General features: G+C 65.2%; 19 protein-coding genes. 7 read left to right on the plus strand and 12 right to left on the minus strand.

Going from position 1 to position 17,651, the window contains the following annotated elements:
• Window positions 1-182: 182 nt before the first annotated feature.
• Window positions 183-1,100 carry an RNA polymerase sigma factor RpoH gene (gene rpoH, locus X566_RS04380; RefSeq protein WP_034463811.1) on the plus strand — a complete coding sequence of 306 codons (918 nt, stop codon included), beginning with the start codon at window positions 183-185 and terminating at the stop codon, window positions 1,098-1,100.
• Window positions 1,101-1,204: 104 nt separating this feature from the next.
• Here rpoH and X566_RS04385 read toward each other — a convergent pair whose 3' ends face one another.
• The 4 genes from X566_RS04385 to X566_RS04400 all read right to left on the minus strand — a co-directional run bounded on the left by X566_RS04385 (window position 1,205) and on the right by X566_RS04400 (window position 5,487).
• Entirely contained in the window at window positions 1,205-2,476 is a 1,272-nt protein-coding gene (locus X566_RS04385) for a beta-ketoacyl-ACP synthase (RefSeq protein WP_034463813.1), read from the minus strand.
• Window positions 2,473-3,663 (minus strand): beta-ketoacyl-ACP synthase, encoded by a 1,191-nt coding sequence (locus tag X566_RS04390; RefSeq protein ID WP_034463815.1) that lies wholly within the window; start codon window positions 3,661-3,663, stop codon window positions 2,473-2,475. Before X566_RS04390 ends, X566_RS04385 begins: the two co-directional genes overlap by 4 nt.
• A 67-nt stretch (window positions 3,664-3,730) precedes the next feature.
• The gene (locus X566_RS04395) at window positions 3,731-4,684 is read right to left on the minus strand and encodes a fatty acid desaturase (protein WP_051444151.1); all 954 of its coding nucleotides are present in this window, start codon (window positions 4,682-4,684) and stop codon (window positions 3,731-3,733) included.
• A gap of 248 nt (window positions 4,685-4,932) precedes the next feature.
• Window positions 4,933-5,487, minus strand: coding sequence for a hypothetical protein (locus tag X566_RS04400; protein ID WP_152539795.1), 555 nt, complete (start codon window positions 5,485-5,487; stop codon window positions 4,933-4,935).
• A 417-nt stretch (window positions 5,488-5,904) separates the two neighbouring features.
• Between X566_RS04400 and X566_RS24595 the strand changes: the two genes are divergently transcribed.
• The gene (locus tag X566_RS24595; RefSeq protein WP_152539796.1) at window positions 5,905-6,099 is read left to right on the plus strand and encodes a hypothetical protein; all 195 of its coding nucleotides are present in this window, start codon (window positions 5,905-5,907) and stop codon (window positions 6,097-6,099) included.
• On the opposite strand, the gene X566_RS04405 is transcribed toward X566_RS24595, so the two are convergent.
• The gene (locus tag X566_RS04405) at window positions 6,081-6,725 is read right to left on the minus strand and encodes a hypothetical protein (protein ID WP_034463821.1); all 645 of its coding nucleotides are present in this window, start codon (window positions 6,723-6,725) and stop codon (window positions 6,081-6,083) included. The two genes, X566_RS24595 and X566_RS04405, sit on opposite strands and share 19 nt — an antisense overlap.
• Here X566_RS04405 and X566_RS24955 point away from each other — a divergent pair.
• Window positions 6,724-6,873: a hypothetical protein gene (locus tag X566_RS24955; RefSeq protein WP_160170442.1), complete on the plus strand. Its 150-nt coding sequence runs from the start codon at window positions 6,724-6,726 to the stop codon at window positions 6,871-6,873. The genes X566_RS04405 and X566_RS24955 overlap by 2 nt on opposite strands.
• 84 nt (window positions 6,874-6,957) lie before the next feature.
• Here the strand turns inward: X566_RS24955 and X566_RS24600 are convergent, their stop codons facing one another.
• Together X566_RS24600 and X566_RS24250 are read right to left on the minus strand one after the other, a co-directional pair.
• Window positions 6,958-7,233, minus strand: coding sequence for a SinR (locus X566_RS24600; protein ID WP_152539797.1), 276 nt, complete (start codon window positions 7,231-7,233; stop codon window positions 6,958-6,960).
• Between the two features lie 331 nt (window positions 7,234-7,564).
• Window positions 7,565-7,957 (minus strand): DoxX family protein, encoded by a 393-nt coding sequence (locus X566_RS24250; RefSeq protein WP_034463824.1) that lies wholly within the window; start codon window positions 7,955-7,957, stop codon window positions 7,565-7,567.
• 106 nt (window positions 7,958-8,063) lie between these two features.
• Here X566_RS24250 and X566_RS04415 point away from each other — a divergent pair, with 106 nt between their 5' ends.
• On the plus strand, window positions 8,064-8,465 hold the full coding sequence (locus tag X566_RS04415; protein WP_206538687.1) for a helix-turn-helix domain-containing protein: 402 nt from the start codon (window positions 8,064-8,066) through the stop codon (window positions 8,463-8,465).
• A 194-nt stretch (window positions 8,466-8,659) separates the two neighbouring features.
• The gene (locus tag X566_RS04420; protein WP_034463831.1) at window positions 8,660-9,742 is read left to right on the plus strand and encodes a MerR family transcriptional regulator; all 1,083 of its coding nucleotides are present in this window, start codon (window positions 8,660-8,662) and stop codon (window positions 9,740-9,742) included.
• A 63-nt stretch (window positions 9,743-9,805) separates the two neighbouring features.
• Here X566_RS04420 and X566_RS04425 read toward each other — a convergent pair whose 3' ends face one another.
• The 4 genes from X566_RS04425 to X566_RS04440 all read right to left on the minus strand — a co-directional run bounded on the left by X566_RS04425 (window position 9,806) and on the right by X566_RS04440 (window position 14,543).
• A complete protein-coding gene (locus X566_RS04425; RefSeq protein WP_034463834.1) occupies window positions 9,806-11,419 on the minus strand; it encodes a hypothetical protein in 1,614 nt (537 codons plus the stop codon).
• Window positions 11,420-11,455: 36 nt separating this feature from the next.
• Window positions 11,456-12,748: an adenylosuccinate synthase gene (locus tag X566_RS04430; protein ID WP_034463837.1), complete on the minus strand. Its 1,293-nt coding sequence runs from the start codon at window positions 12,746-12,748 to the stop codon at window positions 11,456-11,458.
• 436 nt (window positions 12,749-13,184) lie between these two features.
• The gene (locus X566_RS04435; protein ID WP_244434677.1) at window positions 13,185-13,892 is read right to left on the minus strand and encodes an SDR family NAD(P)-dependent oxidoreductase; all 708 of its coding nucleotides are present in this window, start codon (window positions 13,890-13,892) and stop codon (window positions 13,185-13,187) included.
• A gap of 48 nt (window positions 13,893-13,940) precedes the next feature.
• Window positions 13,941-14,543, minus strand: a complete 603-nt coding sequence (locus X566_RS04440) for a 2-hydroxychromene-2-carboxylate isomerase (RefSeq protein WP_034467858.1) — start codon at window positions 14,541-14,543, stop codon at window positions 13,941-13,943.
• 190 nt (window positions 14,544-14,733) lie between these two features.
• On the opposite strand from X566_RS04440, the gene X566_RS04445 reads away from it, so the two are divergent.
• Together X566_RS04445 and X566_RS04450 are read left to right on the plus strand one after the other, a co-directional pair.
• Window positions 14,734-15,654 carry a DMT family transporter gene (locus X566_RS04445; protein ID WP_034463839.1) on the plus strand — a complete coding sequence of 307 codons (921 nt, stop codon included), beginning with the start codon at window positions 14,734-14,736 and terminating at the stop codon, window positions 15,652-15,654.
• Window positions 15,655-15,940: 286 nt separating this feature from the next.
• Complete coding sequence (locus X566_RS04450; RefSeq protein ID WP_244434678.1) at window positions 15,941-16,156, plus strand: hypothetical protein; 216 nt, start codon at window positions 15,941-15,943, stop codon at window positions 16,154-16,156.
• Between the two features lie 201 nt (window positions 16,157-16,357).
• Here X566_RS04450 and X566_RS04455 read toward each other — a convergent pair whose 3' ends face one another.
• Window positions 16,358-17,581 (minus strand): ABC transporter substrate-binding protein, encoded by a 1,224-nt coding sequence (locus X566_RS04455; RefSeq protein WP_034463841.1) that lies wholly within the window; start codon window positions 17,579-17,581, stop codon window positions 16,358-16,360.
• Window positions 17,582-17,651: the final 70 nt, after the last annotated feature.

The raw sequence follows: 17,651 nt of genomic DNA on the forward strand, positions 1-17,651 counted from the left end.
CCCACCGTCACGGCAACGTGACGCACCCGAATCCTTCCCTTTTGCGTATCTTATCGTGTATGTTGCAGGTGCGTCGGGGATGTCCTCGGCGCGGAACATCGCAGCGCCCTCGGCTCTTATCAAGCGAGGGTCTGCCTGGCTCGCCGCTATCGGGAGCCTGAACAAACTGGAGGGCTCACACTATGGCCCGTGCTCTTGCTCTGCCGGTCCTTTCGACTGAATCCGGCCTGGCTCGCTACCTCGCTGACATCCGCAAGTTCCCGATGCTGGAACCGCAGGAAGAATACATGCTCGCGCAACGCTACCGCGAGCACGAGGATCGCGATGCGGCCCACAAACTCGTGACAAGCCACCTGCGTCTCGTGGCCAAGATCGCCATGGGCTATCGCGGCTACGGCCTGCCGATTGCCGAGGTCGTCTCCGAAGGCAATGTCGGCCTGATGCAGGCGGTGAAGCGCTTCGAACCCGAGAAGGGGTTCCGCCTCGCCACATACGCCATGTGGTGGATCAAGGCGTCGATTCAAGAGTACATCCTGCGTTCGTGGTCGCTCGTGAAGATGGGCACCACCGCGAACCAGAAGAAGCTGTTCTTCAACCTGCGTAAGGCGAAGAGCAAGATCTCTGCGCTGGAAGACGGCGATCTCCGCCCCGACCAGGTGCAGATCATCGCCAAGCGCCTCGGGGTGACCGAGCAGGATGTGATCGACATGAACCGTCGGCTGGGCGGCGACGCCTCGCTGAACGCGCCGATCCGCGACGACGGCGATCCTGGCGAATGGCAGGATTGGCTGGTCGACACCTCGCCGAACGCCGAAGCGATGCTGGCGGAAAGCGAGGAATACGATCACCGCCGCGATGCGCTGAGCGGTGCGATGAAGGTGCTGAATGCGCGCGAGCGGCGCATCTTCGAGGCCCGCCGTCTGGCTGAAGAGCCGATGACGCTGGAAGACCTCGCCGCCGAGTTCGGCGTCTCGCGCGAGCGGGTGCGCCAGATCGAGGTGCGCGCGTTCGAGAAGGTGCAGGCGGCCGCGAAGGCGCAGGTCGCGGCGCAAGCCGCGGCGACGGCGAAGACCGCTGCGGCTCACCTCGCCGCGCGCTGATCGCAGCGCCTCAAAGAACGTCGAAAGCCGGCCTTCGGGCCGGCTTTCTTGTGTCTGCGGGGGCGCAATGCGCCTGCGCTCGCGGGTTCGGATCGATCCTGCGCTCAACCGTAAGTCTCCAGCACCAGCGACACGTTCTGGCCGCCGAAGCCGAACGAGTTCGACAAGGCGCGGCGGACTTGCGCATCGCGCGCGATGTTCGGCACCACATCGAGCGGAATATCCGGATCCGGTTCGCGATAGTTGATGGTCGGCGGCAGCCGCTGGTGCAGAAGCGTCAGCAGCGTGAAGACGGCCTCGATCGCCCCCGCCGCCGACAGCGTGTGGCCGATCATCGATTTGTTCGATGACACCGCGACGCGCTTCACATGCTCCCCCATCACGGTTGAAAGCGCCAGATATTCGGTCTTGTCGTTCTCCGGCGTCGAGGTGCCGTGCGCGTTGACGTAATCGATCTCGCGCGGCGCGAGCCCCGCATCGGCGATCGCATTCTGGATGCAGGCGGCGACCGGCTTGCCGTCCGGGCTCGCGCGCGTGCGGTGGAACGGGTCTACCGACTCGCCGATTCCCGAAATCACACCGAGAATGCGCGCGCCGCGCGCCCGCGCCGAGGCGAGGCTTTCGAGCACCAGCGCTGCCGCTCCCTCGCCCATGACAAAGCCATCGCGATCCTTCGAGAACGGCTTCGAGGCCTGCTCCGGCGGATCGTTCTCGGTCGACAGTGCCGACAGCAGCGAGAAGCGGATCAGCGATTCCGGGCTGACCGGACTGTCGGTGCCGACGCACAGCGCAGCCTCAGTCTCGCCACGGCGGATCGCCTCGACACCGAGCTGCAGCGCGGTCGCGCCGGAGGCACAGGCGGTGTTCAACGAGATCGGCGAGCCACGGGTGCCGAACGCAGCCTGCAGCTTCAGCGCGACGGCACCATGCTGACACCAGCGATCGAGCTCGCGGAATTGCCCGCTCGCCGCCGCGCGCAACAGGTCGTCATAGCCGACGGCGTCGTTCGCATTCGCTGCGGCCGCCAGCCGCTGCCGTTGCGGCCATTCCATCTCCAGCGGCGGCAGCGCCAGAAACAGCGGCCCGGGAAAGCGTCCCTTCGCGCCGATTCCCGATTGCGCCAGCGCTTCGCGGATCGCTGAATCGGCAAACGCCTCGCAATAGTCCGGCCCATAGAAAGCCTCGCCGCCCGGCCAGACGATCGCCGCAGCAATCTGCGTCTTCAAGTCCGTGGTCGGAAAACGGGTGATCCTGCGGATGCCGGATTGGCCGGCGGTCAGCTTGGCCCAGTTGTCCTCCTTGCCGACGCCGAGCGCGGTGACGATACCGATGCCGGTGATCGCCACCGGCTGATTTTTGACGCCCGACATGCTCATGCCACGGCCTCCAGCAAAGCGAGGCCTTCGCCGTAGTGGCGGCCGACGCCGGTGACGACAATCTGGCTGATCGCATCGCCTGCGACACGCTGCTCGATGCCGTCCGAGGCCGGATAGAGACGGCCCTGCTGCAACAGCAGCGCGGCGATGCCGATATTCATCGGAAACTGCGCCTGCAAGCCATGACCGGTGAACGTGCCGGTCGCTCGCAGCGGCCGGTCGCCGACGCTGCTCAGAAAGCCGCGCTCGATGGCGGTCGCGGGCTCCGCGCCCGATGCGCCGGAGATGATGCCGACACGGGCCCCGAGCGCCGGCTGCAGCTCCGACCACAATGCCTGCAAAACCGCCTGCCGCTGCGTATCATCCGCCGCCGCATCGGAGACGACGCGCGCCAGCCTGGCGACAGGCCGCACGCCCCGCGCGCGCGCATGCTCGGCCGCCTCCAGCACCAGGAATGCGCCGATCGATCCCAGCGCCATGCCGCCACCGGAGCTGGCACGATCGAACACCGGGCGCAATTCACCCGACCGCGCATGGCCAGACATCACGATGTGCAGGAGAAGATCCTTGCGGCTGCCGTTGCAGGACGCGCCGACCAGCACGAGATCGCCCTGGCCGCTGGCGACGCGGGCGGCCGCGATCTTCACCGCATCGACACCGGCGGCCTCCTCGCCGACCAGCGTGCGCGCCGAGCCGGTCACGCCATGGACGATGGCGATGTTGCCAGCGAGCAGGTTCGGCAGCTGCCCGAGAAAGAATGTCGGCCGCAGATCGCTCGTCAGACGCTGGTTGAGAAACTGCGCCGGATCGTCGGCGCTGCGGATGCCGCTCAGCACCGCGCTGTCCACCGCAACGTCGCGCTCGCCGCCGGTGGTGGTGGTCACCATGTCCATGCGCGCGAGCCGCTCCTTGTCGTCCTTCAGCGCGGCGGACTGCAGCGCGAGGCCGGCGGCATAGGTGCCGATACGCTGGCACAGCGCCATCTGCCGCTGATCGCTCTTCTTCGGAATCTGCGCATCGAACGACATGCCGGCGGGAAGCGGAAAGAAAGCGTAGGGCGCGTACTCGGCGGTGTTCGCCTTCACCCCTTGCGCACTCAGGCCGAGCCCATGCACATCACTGCCCTCGCCGAGGCAGGACACGATGCCGACACCCGTGATCCAAACGTCGCGACTGGTCTCACTCACGATAACCGACTTCCGCCCCCAAAACCCCGGCCCATCCCCCGATCGGGCCTGCAACTCTCGTCAGTATTTAGGATGCCGTTCCGTGTTCGCCAGCGGTGGCCCGCACATGCGGCGACGGCCGCACCACCCGCGTCGCAAGCCCCACCGCTTCCAGCGCACGAATGGTGATCCAGGTGACGTCGATCTCCCAGGCCGTATGGCCGTGCCGCGCCGAACGCGGATCGGCATGGTGATTGTTGTGCCAGCCCTCGCCGTTGGAGAGGAGGCCGACGAAGACGTTGTTGCGGCTGCAATCCTCGGTGCCGTAATTGCGATAGCCCCACAGATGCGTCACCGAATTCACCGACCAGGTGATGTGCCAGACGATCACGGTGCGCACGAACACACCCCAGACCAGCACGCTGAGGCCCATCCGCAGCACCTCCGCCGAATCCGCGCCGCCGACCAGCGCAACGCCGACGCCGATCAGGAAGAACACGACCCACGAGCCGAGGATCACCCAGAGCCACGAGCCCCTGCGCTCCAGCCAGACATAGAAGCGGTCGCGCAGAATATCCTTGGCATAGCGATCGAAGATGCCGAGGCGATTCAGCTCGCGGTTCTCGACATAGATCCAGTGCATGTGCGCCCAGAAGAAGCTCACCAGCGGCGAATGCGGATCGGCCTGCTCGTCCGCATGCTGATGATGCTTGCGATGCACCGCGACCCAGCGCGCCGGCGTATCCTGGAACGAGCAGACGCCGAGGACCGCGAAGGTATGCTCGAGCCATTTCGGACAGACGAGACCACGATGGGTCAGCAGCCGGTGATAGCAGAGGTTGATGCCGAGCGTGCCGAACAGATAGATGCCGACGATGCAGAGCACCGCGCCGGTCCACGAGAACAGCCAGGGCAGAAACGCCAGCGCCGCGACCGCATGGTAGAACACCAGCGCGCCGGCGTTGAGCCGATCGATCCGCACCGGCTGCGATCCCTCCGGCGGCGCCAAACGGGATTGCACCAGCAGCGTCTGGTTCGTCATCTCGGTCAACCTGAAAATCCCCCGAACGATCGTCCGCCCCTGCGCCGCAGGGCCTGCAGAGCGCTACAGGTAGCCCAATGTGCCTGCGGCGTCGAGCAGCAGCCGGCGCCAATAAAGCGCAAAGCCGGCTGCAACATGGACAGAACCGGGCGAAAGCGGGAGGATTCCGCAAGGCTCCGCCGCGTTTTGCAGCGCTCGGTGTCTGCCCGCTCATGCGCGCGGGACTTCTGCAGCGCGCGGACCTTGCGTCATTCCCCGGAACCCTCGGCTGCGAGCTGGCGCCGGCGTTCCTGCAGCATGGACCACAGCTCGGCTGCGGTGCGCGCGCTTTGCTCCGGCGTTTGCGGCCGCCGGGACGCCGCGATGCAGGGAAACTCCGGCGCGCCGCGACAGGCTTGCGCACGGCGGCAGGCCGGCCGGCTGCAACGCCGCCACAGCCGCTTGACCTCCGCGATCAGCCCGAACAGCTTCACCGCGAGCTCCGCCTGCGCCACGACGGGATCGTACGGCTGCGCATGCGCCGATGCCCTCTCTGTCGCCGCATCAGCGTTGCCTTCATCCCTCTGGCCGGGTCGTGTTCGACCAGCACCGGTTCGCAACACCTTCGTGCGCGGCCGCGCGGGCACTTCACCGTCACGCCCACCGGCGCGTGCTGCGCCGACACCACGACGTCCTTGGCGTTCATCCCGACCGTTGCTGTCGTATCCGTCACCATCCATCCTGCTCATACCGATCTCCGCTGGCCACGGCGGATCGCCGCCGCGCCAGGCGCACGGTCGCCGCGCACCGATGGGCACGGCCACCTCGGCCGTGCATGGGTTGCAAACACCCCTCCTTGGAGGGGGCGGAGCGCCGAAAGACGCATCCATGATCAGAGCCGCGTCGCAGAACCGCTGCGCCGCGTTCGTCTTTCGACGCTCCACCGCGGCGATTTCTGTCCCCGGGGCCATACTTCCGGCATCGGAGCCGCGCACCGCGCGAGCTGATCCGGCAGGCTTTCGCCCGCCTTCATCCGATCCCGTCCAGCCATTGAAGGCAGAGTCCCTTAGTGGACCCGGACGGCTACCCAGGGCCTCCCGAGTGCGGCAGGGCCGTCGCCCCGACCGCCCGCAGGCGCCGCTCCGTCCCCGCATTTCGAGGCGTCCCAGGAAACGCCCCTCCGTGAGAACGGATGTTAGGATTATAAGCCCAATTATATACTTTAAACCACAGGCTACAAAATGCATGATAAACATGCGGAAGGCGTAGCGCCTGATGCTGGCGGGCCCGAGATTGGATATGATGAAATCAAGCGCAGGCTTAGAGCGCTCGATCCAAATTGCTACGTTGCAGACATCAATGGCGAAATCGCCATTGATGGCACCTTCAAAATTGTCGGCTTCTGCAAACTTTTTGATCAATTTTCGGGGCGGTAGGCCTTAGCGAAAGCGGTGTATACTTTCTCTGTCGTTACGCAGAGCTGGTTCAAAGAGTCGCCGCTGATCGAATAAGAGACTGCCTCGCCTTCAAATGTGTATATAAATTCTCGACCGTTTATCGCAGACCGAATTACCGTGGTTCCGGCGTCGGATTTGACAAAACCTGGGATGTCCACTGGACCTTTAATACCATGGTCCATTGAGGGGGCCAGATTTTCTCCTGCGTGCGCGACTGCTTGGCGCATCTTAAAATAAAGCGGAAAGTAACGGTCAAAGTCTTTTTCCACCTGCTTCAGAAGGTCCGTATCGACCAACTCCAGCAGTGTGGGCGTGGCTCTAAAAGAGCTTCTGATGATGTGCAGAACTTTACCGAAGTGGTAGATCGTCATCGCGCCGTCGCGTGCTGCTAAGAAGGGCAGCCGCCTTAAGGCATCTGATACTGCATTGTCTTCGCTTTTCAACACTTGGAAGTTCTCGAACAAAATGAGAGCCGCTAAAAAGTCTTTGCAATAGGATCGCAATTCATCGACCAAATGAATAACGTCGCTCGTCGCGTTGATCTCCTCCTGTGGGAAGATTTGGTAATTGAGAGACGGCCCGTAATTTTTGAGGACAGGGTGCATGGCAGATACGTCCGATAAATATGATGATAGGGAATCTCAAAAGCGTTTTGACGCTGCGCTGAAAGGCGCGCTCAAGACGCCGCACAAGCCATTGAAAGAGAAACCGCCGGCTAAAAGGCCGAAAGCGAAGAAGAAGGCTGCGAAATGAAGATCATTCGTCAGCTCTTAGTGACACTTTTTGCCAAGTGTCTCCGCGTGCCAATAAAGGTACGCGAAGACTTTTGGTTACACGCTAAGCTCGAATGTTCTGGCGAAGCCAAGCAACGCCATCTTGTTTCGCTTTAACGCACGCCCAATCTGCGCCTTGTTGCAGTTCGACTACAGCCACTGAATCGTCGTCGTCAGCCGCCGCTTTTATTATGTCTCGGACTTGAGAGGCAGTGAGCTGGGCACTTAAGACCCATAAAGATTCCAGCAAACGGGTTGCCCCTAAATTTTCGAGCGCTTCCCAAACGGGTTCGTAGTTCCGTTGTTTGTGGAGATCGTAGCTTGCGATAAATTTAGCCATGTATGGCCCTTTCTAAGTCGGGGCCGCTATTGACTAAAGGTGATTCTAGAATCACTGTCTGGTTGTTAGACTACCTTATTGCCCGCTAGCAGCCCCTAAGCTGTTGGTGCGGGTTCGGAGGGCCGCCCCGCCAAGGGCGGCCTTTTCCGAATCAAGGTTCCATTTGGATGAGATTCGCAACCAAGAGTCGAGTCCGTTCCCGGTTCGCCCCCGTTACTCACAACCCTACTTTGTCCGCCAGTATTTGACGAATTTTGGCCGTGGTTAAGCCTTATAGGAATATTGTCAAGAGCGCGTCTCCGCCCCCGAACCGCGATATCGCTGGGCGGCGTCAGTGGCCTTCCTCGCCGACGTCGTCGATCAACGCCGCGAGCTGCGCGCGGCAGGCCACCGCCATCGCCGCCGTCAGCAGCACGAGGGAGGGCCACGCCGCGCTGCCGAAGATCGACAGATGCGTCGCGATCGCCCCGAACAGCAGGCAGACGAGCACTACGCCGGCGAACGGAGTTATCGCCGGCAGCAGGACGCCCGTCGCGCCCGCGACCTCAGCGACGCCGCTCAAGTAGCGAAGCCATTGCCCGAGCCCGAGCCGGGCGAAGTTCTCGACCATCATCGGATGGCCGAGCAGCTTGAAGCCGCCCGCCGACAGGAAGACCAGCGCCAGCATCAACCGGACACCCCAGCGGGCGATTTCGGCCCGACGCTGCTCCATCACCCGCGACATCCCACCGACTCCCGCCGCGCGCGGTCCGCGCGCTTTCGTCAGTCTTGATCTCGCTGTAGGGTGGAAAAGACAAGTAGGATGCTTTTTCTGATGTAGTATGAAAAACATGACTAATGGCGAAAATCCCGACGAATTCGAGCCGAGCGACGCCGTCCGCCGCGCCGCGCTAGCCGAGTTCCACTGGGCGCTGGGCATCCTGACCGGAAAATGGAAAGGCGAGATCCTGTGGCAGCTCGCCCAGGGCAAGGAGCGGTTCGGTGCGCTGCGCCGGCTGATCCCCGGCGTCAGCCAGCACATGCTGACGGCTCAGCTCCGGGAACTCGAGGCGGATGGCCTCGTCAAGCGCACCGTCTATCCGGAGGTGCCGCCGCGGGTCGAATACGAGATCACCGAGGCGGCGCGGGCGCTCCGGCCGGTGTTCGAGGAGCTGTTCAAGTGGTCCGAGCAGTATGGCCGGAACCGGCCGGGTGCACCGCCGGCGAGCGGGGTCTCCGCTCAAGTGCGATGAGATTTGGATCCTCGCGCCGTGCTTCATTGTTTGGGCCCGATCCTGGAGTCGAACCCAAGGACAGCCCTTTCGGAAAGCCGCTTCACCCGTTTCCGGGTCATGCTTTGGTAGGATAAAATAGAAAATTCGTCATACTCCGGCTTGAGCCGCACCTTGGGTCATACCCTAAGGACGGCGGCACCAAGGGGTAGGCGATGACCAACGGATTGTCTCAGGAGCGCTGGCTGACGGCGGCGGAATGCGCGAACCGGACCGGGCTGACGGTGCGGGCGCTGCGCGTCTATGAAGGGCACGGCCTGATCGCACCGAGGCGCACCGGCAAGAACTGGCGCCTCTACGGCGCGCGGGATATCGAGCGGCTGCACGAGATCATGGCGCTGAAGCGGCTCGGCCTCAGCCTCGCCCGCATCACCCAATTGCTCGCGGGGCGCAGCTCCGACCTCGCCCAGACCCTCGACCTGCAAAAGGCGGCGCTGATCGAAGCCCGCGAACGGGCCGAACGCGGCCTGTCGCTGATCGCCGCGGCGCAAGCCAAGATGAGCCGCGGCGAAACCATCTCGACCAGCGAACTGATCGACCTCGTGAAGGAGACCAGCACCGCGCAGTCGAAGCAGGACACCATCTCCTGGCGGCGCTACGAGCAGGCACGCCCGCGCATCGAGTGCCGCATCGATCCCGCGCTGCTGGACGACTATGCCGGCCACTACCGCTTCGACTTCGAGGCGGTGATGACGGTCACCCGCACCGCCACCGGCCTGCGGGCACAGCTCTCGACGCAGCCGGCGCTCGACATCTTCGCGGAGAGCGAGACCCAGTTCTTCTACAAGGCGGTCCAGGCTCAGATCACCTTCGTCCGCGACCGCACCGGCGCGGTGAACAAGCTGGTGCTTCATCAGAACGGATTGGACATGGACGCCGAACGGATCGACGCCGCAACGATGCAGACCCTGAACGCACAGGCGGAGCGGCGCGTCCGGGAGAAGATCGCCTACCCGAACGGCGCGGCGGTGCTGCGCGGGCTGATCCAGCGCCAGCAGCAGGGCGACCCCGCCTACGAGCAGATGACCGAGGGCCTCGCCGCCGTCGTGCGCGTGCAGCAGCCGATCGTATTCGAACTGTTGGCCGAACTCGGCGCGATCACCACCCTCGACTTCAAGGGCGTCGAGGCCGGCGGCTGGGACGTCTACGACGTCTACTTCGAGCACGGCTGCCTGGAATGGAGCCTGGCGATGTCCCGCAACGACAAGGTCAGCGGGCTGGTCTTCCGCAAGCTCTGAGTCAACAAGCGCTGAGTAAATCCGCACCGGCGGCGCACGCCGCGCCGCCGCGACCCACAGCGCTCATTGCCCCCAGGCGGCGAAGGCGTCCTCGAAGGCGCGATCGCCCGGAGCGCCCTTCTCCAGCGCGACGATGGCGCGGCGCTGGTTCGAATACACCAGCGGAATGTCGAACCAGGAGCGCTCCTTCAGGAGCTGCATGTTGCGGCTGCGGTCGGCTTCGACGTTCGACAGGCCTATCAGGAAGAAGTTGTCCGTCACCTTCACCGCGAGCCCCGCAAGCGGCGTGCCGCGCGTCTGCTCGTTTGACTTCATCAGCACACCCGGCACGTTCGACACGCCACCGCCGACGAAATCAGGCGGCAGCTGGAAGGTCATCTCCACCGTGTGCGAGGCCGGCAGCGTGGTGTCGTTGTTACGCCGGATCGACAGCGTCGCCTTGAACTTGCGCTCGGGAATGTCGATGTCGGCGCGGATTGCGAGATCGGTGGTACCGTTGGGCCCGGCGACATTCTCGGTGCGCCAGACCACCTGGCCGACATACTGCTTGCCCTGCGGCTCGGCCGGGTCCTCGTCGTACAACACCACCCGCTGCGCCACCGGCGCCACCGGCGAATCCGACGGCTGGCCGACGCGATCGGTGATCTTCGGCCGGTCGGCCGGCGTGGTGCCCTTCTTCGGCGCCTCCACCTGCTTGGCGCCGGTGAATTCGCTGTAGAAGCCGCGCAGCGACGGCCAGTAGGCGATCACCGCACCGATCAGAATCAGCACCAGGCCGACGGCGGCGGCCCGCTTGACCGGCAAGAAGCCGGTGTTGAGCGGCGACCGCTGGCGGCCGCGCGAGGCCGGTTCGGGACGCGGCGGCGGCCGGTCGTACTGGGAGCGGTCGCGGTAGCGTTCCGCCTCGTCGGGCGATTCGTCGAACGAATAGGGCGGCTCCTGGCGGCCACCTTGCGGCGGCGGCGCGAATTCGCCTGCGCCGCTGCGGTCCTCCATGCTGGGCTCGATCCGGTCGAACTCCGGCGAGGGCGACGGCACATTGGCGAAGGTGCGCCGCGCCGAGCGGTTGGCCTGGGCCGCAGCACCGCCGAGCTCATTGGCATCGGCCATCACGTCGCGGAAGCCGCGCACCCCCTCGCCGCCATTGGCCGCAGGCGCGCCGTTGCGTTCGGCGCGCTCGCGCTCGCGACGCTGGGCCAGGGTCGGCCGGTCGGGACGGGTGGCCGGGCGCGGATCGGGAGCGCGGGACGACCGCGACAGCAGGCTGTCGCGGTCGGTGCTGCGCGGCTCGCGCGGCTCCGGCGGACGACCGGTGTCGCGCGGCGGCGGCGCCGGACGCTCCGTGCGCTTGTCGCCGGCGGGCGCATCCGGACCCGGCGCGGCCGGATTGATCGAAGGCTGGCTCGCCCGCAGCAGGTCGCCACGGCCCCGCCCGATCGCCTCGCGGGACGCCGCGCGCGAACGCTGCGCCGCCTCCTGCTCGACTTTGCGGATCGCCTCCTCCAGCGTCAGCCGCTCGCGGGTGATCTCGCTCTCGGTCAGCGGCGGCTGCACGCCGCGCAGTTGCGCAATCAGGGCCGAACGTGCGCGCTCGTATAGCGCGCGGCGCTGCTCGCCGGTGGAATTCGCATCCAGTCCAGCGACGGCACGGGCAATCAGCGGGTAGTAATCAGCCATTCCAATCCAGTGTAGCCGCTTTCTTCCTGTTACGCGTTACGCTTCGAACGGGTTCTGCACGAGAATTGTATCTTCACGCTCTGGGCTTGTGGATAGCAGCGCGATCGGACAGCCGACCAGCTCCTCGACCCGGCGCACATACTTGATCGCCTGCGCCGGCAGGTCGGCCCAGGAGCGGGCATTGGCGGTTGGCTCCTTCCAGCCCTCGATGGTCTCGTAGACCGGTTCCACCCGTGCCTGCGCGCCCTCGCCCGCGGGCAGATGGTCGATCTCCTTGCCGTCGAGCTTGTAGCCGACGCAGACCTGGATCTCGTCGAAGCCGTCGAGGATGTCGAGCTTGGTCAGCGCCAGGCCGTTGATGCCGGAGGTGCGCGCCGTCTGGCGCACCAGCACCGAATCGAACCAGCCGCAGCGGCGCCGGCGTCCGGTGTTGGTGCCGAATTCGCGGCCGCGCTCGCCGATCAGGTTGCCGATGGCGTTGTCCTGCTCGGTCGGGAACGGACCGAGGCCGACGCGGGTGGTGTAGGCCTTGCAGATGCCGAGCACGTAGCCGACCCCGCTGGGGCCGAGGCCGGTGCCGGTCGCCGCCTGCGCCGCCACCGTGTTGGACGAGGTCACGTAAGGATAGGTGCCGTGATCGACGTCGAGCAGCGCGCCCTGTGCGCCTTCGAACAGGATGCGCTTGCCTTCCCGCCGCTTGTGGTCGAGCAGGCTCCACACCGTCTCGGCATAGGGCAGCACCTGCGGCGCCAGCGCCTTGAGATCGTTGAACAGCGCCTTGCCGTCGAATTCGCTGAGGCCCATGCCGCGGCGGAGCGCGTTATGATGCGCCAGCAGCCGGTCGATCTTGCGCGGCAGGCTGTCCAGATCGGCCAGGTCCATCAGGCGGATGGCACGGCGGCCGACCTTGTCCTCATAGGCCGGGCCGATGCCGCGGCGGGTGGTGCCGATCGCGGTTCCCGTGTTGGAGGATTCGCGCAGCGCATCGAGCTCGCGGTGCAATTCGAGAATCAGCGTCACATTCTCGGCGACGCGCAGGTTGTCCGGGCCGACCGCCACGCCCTGCCCCTTCAGCCGCGTCACCTCGTCGAGGAAGGCCTTGGCGTCGAACACGACGCCGTTGCCGATCACCGACAGCTTGGACGGGCGCAGCACGCCGGACGGCAGCAGCGCCAGCTTGTAGGTGTTGCCGTCGATCACGAGCGTATGGCCGGCATTGTGACCGCCCTGGAAGCGGACCACGATGTCCGCCTGCTCGGACAGCCAATCGACAATCTTGCCTTTTCCCTCGTCGCCCCACTGGGCGCCGACGACCACCACATTCGCCATGTTCTAAGACAATCCTCTAGATCATGACGCGATCGCACCGGACCGCATCATGGCCTTCTCTCCTCGATCGGGCGCATCGTCCCCAGCCGGTCGGGGTCCAATCGGAGTCCACGTATTCGGATCATGCTCAACGGCCCGTCGTCCGTGGGAGTGACACCGCCCAGCGGCGGGAACGGCTCCCAGCAAGGCTTGCCCATCGGATAAAGGATGCTGCCCTCTCGCGCAAGTTAAAGACGGGCGATTGGGGCGGATTTAAGTGGGCCAAACCATTGATTCGCCCGGAAGTTTTAAAGCCGTGCACGACGGGGCGGCAGCCTCTGCCGCAACCCGGCGGCAGGCCCTGCGGCAGCAGGCCCCGCTCAGCCTGGATTCGCCGGTCTCCTGTGTCCGGACGCGGACATCGATCCGGCCGGCCACACGCCTGCAGCCTGCGGCGTTACCAGACCTCGCCGAACGGCCTGACCTCGACCAGGAACGACCAGGCCGAGCGGTCCTGGTGGGCCACATGGAAGCATTCCTCGGCGATCGCCGCCGGCTTGATGTAGAACGCGTCCGGCCGGTCCTTGAAGCGCTCGCGCTGGCGCGGCGTATCGATCACGGCATCGATCACCACATAGGCGACGTGGACGCCCTGCGGCCCCATTTCGCGCGCCAGCGCCTCGGACAGGATGCGCTGCGCCGCCTTGGTCGGAGCGAAGCCTGCGAAATTCGGCCGGCCACGCAATGCGGAGGTGTTGCCGGTGACGACGATGGCGCCCTGGCCCCGCGCGGTCATCTCCGGCGCGATCGCCCGGGCGAGATACAGCAGGCCCATGGTGTTGACCTGGAAATTCTGGTTCAGCACCTGCGGATCGATCTGCAGGAAACTGCCGAAGGCACCGCCGACGGCGTTATGCACCAGCACATCCACCGGCCCGAGCTGTGCCCGGACCGCCGCGACCGCGGCATCCACCTGGGCCGGATCGGAGACATCGCAGACGAACGGATGCGCGTCCGCCATCTCGGCGGCGAGCCCCGCCAGCCGCTCCGCATTGCGCGCCAGCATCGCCACCCGGTAGCCCCCGGCCACGAAGCGGCGCACCAGCGCCGCGCCTGTCCCGGGACCGACACCCGTCACCACACACACCGGCCTGCTCATCGTCATGTTGCCTTATCGTTGCCTGATGGATACCGCGCTCAACCGCCCGCCGGATCACATCGCCTGCGGCGCCGCCGCCAGCGCCTCGCGCACGAAGTCGAGCCGGTCATTGCCGAAGAACATGTCATCGCCGACGAACACCGTCGGCGCGCCGAACACACCGCGCGCGGCCGCCTCCTGCGTACACGCGGCGAAACGCTCGCCTTCCGCCTCCGCCTGCTGCAGCAGCGCTGCGCCATCCAGGCCGGCACGATCGAGCACGCCGGCCAGCGTGGCCCGATCCGACAGATCGTCATCGCCGTTCCACGCCGCCGTGAACAACGCCAACACACAGGCCTCGCCCGTCCCTTGCGCGATCGCCGCCAGCGTCACGCAGCCGAGCTGACCGAAATCGAACCGCCGTAGCCCAGGATTGCGCGCGAAGCCGACGCCATAGCGCTGTGCCCAGCGCGCGAGATCGTTGCGCGCGTAGCGGCCCTTGGCCTCGCACTCCACCGTGGTCGGCCGGTTGCCGACGATCTTCATCAGCGCCAGCACGTCGAACGGCACATAGCGGATCGTCCGGCCATGCGCGGCGGCAAGGTCTGTGAGCTGCGTGCTGGCGAGATAGGAATATGGGCTGCGGTAGTCGAAATAAAACGCAAGCGGTTCGGTCATGGCGCCAGCACCTCCCGTCAAGGTCTTCGCACGCGTTCGGATCACCCATTCCAGGTTTTAATATGATGATCATCATTTTGATATGTCAAGCTGCGGCGGCGCGCGGGATCGCGCCGACGCATGGCAGAGCTGTCGGGACAGTGTCTCGGCGGAATGCTACAAGCGGCGCCCCTTTTGTTTCCACGCTGCCATGACCACGCAAGACCCCGCGCAACGGACGATTCCCGTGATCGGCTGGCTCGCCAACCAGCCTTACCTGCTGCTCAGCCTGACCTCGTTGTTCTGGGCCGGCAATGTCGTGCTCGGCCGGTTCATCGCCGGCCATGTGCCGCCGATCGCGCTCTCGTTCATCCGCTGGAGCGGCGCGTTCCTCCTGATCCTCCCGTTCGCGCTGCCGCACTTGAAACGCGAATGGCCGAAGATCCGCTCACACCTGCCGATCCTGCTGGTGCTGTCGCTGACCGGCATCGGCGCCTACAACACGCTCGCCTATATCGGCCTGCAGTACACCCAGGCGCTGACCGCGCTGCTGATCCAATCCGCAGGACCGCTGTTCGTCGCGTTCTGGTCGCTGGTGCTGTTCCGCACGCGGCTGACCTGGGCGCAGGCGTTCGGCATCGCCATCTCGCTCGCCGGCGTGCTCACCATCATCGCCCGCGGCGAGATCGAGGCGCTGGGCGCGATCGATTTCAACAAGGGCGATCTCATCTTCGCCGGCGCGCTGATGATCTTCTGCATCTATTCGGCGATCATGCCGCATCGGCCGAAGATCCACCCGCTGGCCTTCCTCGCCTTCACCACCGGCTGCGGCGCGGCGATGCTGATCCCGTTCGTCGGCTGGGAAATCTCCACCGGCTACACGCTGAGCTTCGACACCGAGACGCTGCTCGCGCTCGGTTACGTGGTCGTCTTCCCCTCGACCATCGCCTATCTCTGCTACAACCGCGGCGTCGAGCTGATCGGCGCCAACCGCTCGGCGCCGTTCTATCACCTGATCCCGGTGTTCGGCTCGGTGCTGGCGATCGGCTTCCTCGGCGAGGAGCCGCGGCTGTATCACCTGGCGGGCTATGGGCTGGTGCTGCTCGGCGTGTTCATCGCAGCGCGGAAATAACGCCGGCGCGGCCTGCGCAACCGTCAAGGCGCAGCCCCACTCCAAGGCTGCCGACCTCCCGGTTGCAACCGAATGCGGACCGGCGCGTTAATCCCGGTTAGACTTCGTTTGCACGAGCGCGATTCGACCTGACAGGCGACCTCAACGCCGCAGAGCGGGTCGGCTCAAAGGGGTGAACGTCATGCAAGCCACGCGCTTACACATCACGCGTTTACAAACCACGCGCTTCCCAGCCACGCGCTCCGTCGTCCGCCATTCCGCACACGTTTTCGCGATCGCAGCGCTGTTGAGCCTTGCTGCGGTGGCCTCCGAGGCCCAGCAAAATCAGCCCACGCCACCGGCCGCGGGCTCGCTCGGCCCGAAGGTGGCGCCCGCGCCGGTCGGCCATCGCCAACCCCGTGCCGCCGACATCAAGCCGACGGAAAAGAGCGCCGCCGAAATCCAGGAGGAGCGCGCGCAGGCCGACCTCGAACGCAAGCTGAAGATCTGCCGCGGCTGCTGAGCGCGCGGCCCATCGCCTTCCTCACTTGAAGCGCACCGAGTGCGACGCGCGGCGATGACCCGGCGATTGCGCGAGCCTCCGCTCGCTTCCGTCCCACGCTACCGCGCTGATGCGACGGTCCCGATGGCCTCGACCCCGGCCCGAAGGCCGAAGCCGTGCAAGCCCGAGCCGTGAATCAACGTGCCATCAATCGACGAACCGTCAATCGACGTGGCTGTCGAGCACCGGCCCGAAGAACTCCCACCTCTCGCCGGTGAAGCGCATCATCTGCAACTGCTCCATCGGGAAGAAATCGGTCGGCGAGGTCTTGATGCGGATGCCCGGCAGCTGCGTCGAAATCTCGAAATCGAGATTGGCCGCCTGTTTCATCACGTTCTCGCGGGTGAGATCGTCGCCGCACTGCTTCAACACCTGCACGAGGCCGATCGCCTGGTTGTAGCCGGCGAGCGGAGCGGCGTCCGCCTTGTCAGCCTCGGGGAAGTACTTCGCCATGAACTCGCGATAGGCGATCATGCCAGGCGCCTTGTCCCATTGCGGATCGGTGACGTCCATCTGATAGCCGGCGCTGAGCACGCCCTTCGAGGCTTCGAGGCCGGCCGGATGCATGACCGCGCCGACCGAGACCGAGACGTTGGTCATGATCTGGATCGGCTTCCAGCCGAGCTCGGCGACCTTCTTGATCGCCTGCGCCGCGAACTTCGGCGTGGCGATATTGATGAAGATGTCCGGATTCGCCGCCTTGATCGCGACGATCTCCGAATCCACCGTCGGCGCGGTGACCTCGAACGCCGCCTCCTTCACCACCAGGCTCTGGTACTTGTCGCGCAGCACGTCCTTCAGCCCGGCGATGTAGTCCTTGCCGAAGTCGTCGTTCTGGTAGAGCACACCGATCTTCGCGTTCGGATGGTTCTGCAGGATGTAGGTCGCGTAGATGCGCGCCTCGCTGCGGTAAGTCGGCTGCCAGCCCATGGTCCAGGGGAAGTTCTTCGGATCGCCCCAGCGCGAGGCGCCGGTGGCGACGAACAGCTGCGGCACCTTCTTCGTGTTCATGTATTTCTGGATCGCCGCATTGCTGGCAGTGCCGAGCGTGGCGAAGGTGAACAGCACCTCGTCGCCCTCCACCAGCTTGCGGATCTGCTCCACCGTCTTCGGCGGACTGTAGGCATCGTCATAGGAGATGAAGTTGATCTTGCGGCCGTTGATCCCGCCATTGTCGTTGATCATGCGGAAATAGGCCGAGAGCGTCTTGCCGATGATGCCGTAGGCCGAGGCCGGGCCGCTGTAGGGGATGGTGTTGCCGATCTTGATCTCGGTGTCGGAGGCGCCCGGATCGTATTTCTTCTGCGCCGCAGCCGAGAGCGGCGACACAGCAAGCAGCAGTCCGGCCAGGGCCAGCGAAGCCAGCGTCCGCGTATGAGCGATCATTCAAGTCCTCCGCACCGTCGTTGTTGTCGTTGCCTCTGAACCGTGTCCTCTCAGGTCTCGCCGAGCGGCA

The sequence above is a fragment of the Afipia sp. P52-10 genome (genome assembly GCF_000516555.1).
Taxonomy (GTDB): domain Bacteria; phylum Pseudomonadota; class Alphaproteobacteria; order Rhizobiales; family Xanthobacteraceae; genus P52-10.

What these genes read in the sequence shown, in the direction of transcription:
- rpoH (WP_034463811.1), top strand. Translation starts at nt 183, where the DNA reads ATGGCCCGTGCTCTTGCTCTGCCGGTCCTTTCGACTGAATCCGGCCTG.
- X566_RS04385 (WP_034463813.1), bottom strand. Translation starts at nt 2,476, where the DNA reads ATGAGCATGTCGGGCGTCAAAAATCAGCCGGTGGCGATCACCGGCATC.
- X566_RS04395 (WP_051444151.1), bottom strand. Translation starts at nt 4,684, where the DNA reads ATGACGAACCAGACGCTGCTGGTGCAATCCCGTTTGGCGCCGCCGGAG.
- X566_RS24595 (WP_152539796.1), top strand. Translation starts at nt 5,905, where the DNA reads ATGCATGATAAACATGCGGAAGGCGTAGCGCCTGATGCTGGCGGGCCC.
- X566_RS24955 (WP_160170442.1), top strand. Translation starts at nt 6,724, where the DNA reads ATGGCAGATACGTCCGATAAATATGATGATAGGGAATCTCAAAAGCGT.
- X566_RS04405 (WP_034463821.1), bottom strand. Translation starts at nt 6,725, where the DNA reads ATGCACCCTGTCCTCAAAAATTACGGGCCGTCTCTCAATTACCAAATC.
- X566_RS24600 (WP_152539797.1), bottom strand. Translation starts at nt 7,233, where the DNA reads ATGGCTAAATTTATCGCAAGCTACGATCTCCACAAACAACGGAACTAC.
- X566_RS24250 (WP_034463824.1), bottom strand. Translation starts at nt 7,957, where the DNA reads ATGTCGCGGGTGATGGAGCAGCGTCGGGCCGAAATCGCCCGCTGGGGT.
- X566_RS04415 (WP_206538687.1), top strand. Translation starts at nt 8,064, where the DNA reads ATGACTAATGGCGAAAATCCCGACGAATTCGAGCCGAGCGACGCCGTC.
- X566_RS04420 (WP_034463831.1), top strand. Translation starts at nt 8,660, where the DNA reads ATGACCAACGGATTGTCTCAGGAGCGCTGGCTGACGGCGGCGGAATGC.
- X566_RS04425 (WP_034463834.1), bottom strand. Translation starts at nt 11,419, where the DNA reads ATGGCTGATTACTACCCGCTGATTGCCCGTGCCGTCGCTGGACTGGAT.
- X566_RS04430 (WP_034463837.1), bottom strand. Translation starts at nt 12,748, where the DNA reads ATGGCGAATGTGGTGGTCGTCGGCGCCCAGTGGGGCGACGAGGGAAAA.
- X566_RS04435 (WP_244434677.1), bottom strand. Translation starts at nt 13,892, where the DNA reads ATGACGATGAGCAGGCCGGTGTGTGTGGTGACGGGTGTCGGTCCCGGG.
- X566_RS04440 (WP_034467858.1), bottom strand. Translation starts at nt 14,543, where the DNA reads ATGACCGAACCGCTTGCGTTTTATTTCGACTACCGCAGCCCATATTCC.
- X566_RS04445 (WP_034463839.1), top strand. Translation starts at nt 14,734, where the DNA reads ATGACCACGCAAGACCCCGCGCAACGGACGATTCCCGTGATCGGCTGG.
- X566_RS04455 (WP_034463841.1), bottom strand. Translation starts at nt 17,581, where the DNA reads ATGATCGCTCATACGCGGACGCTGGCTTCGCTGGCCCTGGCCGGACTG.